Genomic DNA, 1,998 nt, shown 5'->3' with positions numbered 1-1,998 from the left:
ACAAGTTATACCAGGAGTTTGCCTGGTGGAACTGGTTAATGATCACAATTTACCTGGCGGACGATCTTTATTCCACATCGTATCAGCACCGGGAGCAGAACCCGCACGGGATATTGCAGCTGTGACTGTGGGAGCTGGTGTAGGGATATACGAAATGCGACGGACTCGCGCTACTCTGGAAGATGTCTTTTTGAAACTGACTACCACCGAAAAACCACTGCCTCAACCAGATCCTGATTTACAGGAGTCTGATGAAGGATGAAGGATTAATAATGAAGAATTAATAATGAAGGATTAATAATGAAGGATGAAAGTTATTTTTTCCCCCTTTAAAGAAGTAACATTAAACTAAATAATAGTAATCGTTTAACTAACTAACCTTCAACTTTAAACCTTCAACTTAATTAACTAACCTTCACCATTGAAGCTTCACCATTGAACCTTAAACCTTAAACCTTAAACCTTAAACCTTCAACCTTAAAATTACTCTATACAATAAAAAAATGATTATAATTAGCAATATATTAGCCATTTTTCGTAAAGAATTACAGGGCTATTTTGCTTCACCATTCGCTTATGTGATCGCCGGTGTATTTTGGTGGCTGTCTGGCTCCTTTTTTGTGGAAATTCTTTTGGATCAAGAGGGGATTATTAACCAAGTGGCAACGGCAGAACAATTGGGTTTACCGATACCGCCAGTGGATGTTGCCTATGTATTTTTGCGTCAATTCTTGGAAGTGATGGGTTCACTGTCGTTATTTGTGTTACCAATTCTGTCGATGGGACTCTATGCTGAGGAACGCAAGCGCAGGACTTTGGAACTTTTGGCAACTTCTCCACTAACGAATTGGGCTGTAGCCGTGGGTAAACTCTTGGGAGTGGTGACATTTTATAGCTTTATGGTGCTACCCTTACTTGCCTATGAAGCGATCGCATTTAGTGCTACAGACCCCCCCGTTCAACCTATCCTACCCTTACTAGCCCACGTTGGATTAATTTTACTGGCAGCATCGGTGCTTTCTCTGGGGATGTTCATTTCTTCCCTAACTGATAGCTCAATTTTGTCAGCAATCCTCACCTTTGCTTTGGTTTTGGGACTTTGGGTGATTGATTTGATTGCTAAAAATGTTAGTGGACCGCTTGGAGAAGCCTTAGGTCATTTATCGTTGTTGGAAAATTATAAAAATCTGATTCAGGGTGTTTTGGATACTAGTAGTATAATTCTGTTTTTGAGTTACATCTTTATCGGTATTTTTCTAACTGCTCAGTCTATTGATGCATTGAGATTTCAGCGTTCTTAGTATGTAAGTATTCAGCGGTCAGCGGTCAGCGGTCAGCAGTCAGCGGTCAGCAGACTTAACTCAGATTAAACGAATGCTTACCTGTTGTCTTGATGCAATAGCGAGTGGGGGAAACCACGGCAATAGCGAGTGGGGGGGACCCCCAAGACCGCGCTGCCTCCCCAAGACCGTAATGGTGCGTTTGACCCGTAATTAAATTCGCCACGGGTCGCACCTCTGCATCGCTTATTCAAAAGCACCTCAAGTAGCGTGGCCATTCCCGTAGCGTGGCCAAAGGCTGATAGCTGAATGCTTTCCTCAAAACCTACCAATTTCTTACAGCAATTTCTGACATCGAACTAAGACTAGTCATTGTCAGTTAAACAACACCAGACAAAACTGAGACAAAAACTGAGACATTTTGCTCTTGTCTTCCTAGTAGTCTGACATTATAGAAAGTTCAGGGATAGGCAACTATTGACCTAACACCCCTGACTGGTTATATCCTGTCCGGTGCTGGGTGATAGTGTTCTTTAGCCCAAATCTGGACAGTTTTATATTTTAAAGACAGACAGATTAGATACAGACATATAGTGCGGCTCGTTTTAGCTAGGAGCCTCTAGAAACTAGAGGGGTATGAGCTAAGGGATTCGCGGGATAACCCCCGAAATCCTAACTATTTCTTGGATGGTGGTGAAAACCCACCCCTTGAGGAGAC

The 1,998-nt window shown here is 42.4% G+C and carries 2 protein-coding genes and 1 pseudogene; 2 read left to right on the top strand and 1 reads right to left on the bottom strand.

Annotation, left to right across the window (positions count from 1 at the left end; translation table 11 throughout):
* Both F6K20_RS36160 and F6K20_RS36155 read left to right on the top strand, forming a co-directional pair.
* Positions 1-262: pseudogene (locus F6K20_RS36160) on the top strand (ABC transporter ATP-binding protein); the annotation flags it as partial.
* A gap of 241 nt (positions 263-503) precedes the next feature.
* A complete protein-coding gene (locus F6K20_RS36155; protein ID WP_008180488.1) occupies positions 504-1,301 on the top strand; it encodes an ABC transporter permease in 798 nt (265 codons plus the stop codon).
* 55 nt (positions 1,302-1,356) lie between these two features.
* Here the strand turns inward: F6K20_RS36155 and F6K20_RS36150 are convergent, their stop codons facing one another.
* Positions 1,357-1,506, bottom strand: a complete 150-nt coding sequence (locus F6K20_RS36150) for a hypothetical protein (protein ID WP_154659694.1) — start codon at positions 1,504-1,506, stop codon at positions 1,357-1,359.
* Positions 1,507-1,998: the final 492 nt, after the last annotated feature.

It is taken from the genome of Moorena sp. SIO2C4, assembly GCF_010672485.1.
Taxonomy (GTDB): Bacteria; Cyanobacteriota; Cyanobacteriia; order Cyanobacteriales; family Coleofasciculaceae; genus Moorena; species Moorena producens.
The sequence above is the reverse complement of the archived record's forward strand: the minus strand, read 5'-3'. Positions and strand labels throughout refer to the sequence as shown.

Coding starts and splice junctions, on each gene's coding strand:
- F6K20_RS36155 (WP_008180488.1), top strand. CDS start 504: ATGATTATAATTAGCAATATATTAGCCATTTTTCGTAAAGAATTACAG.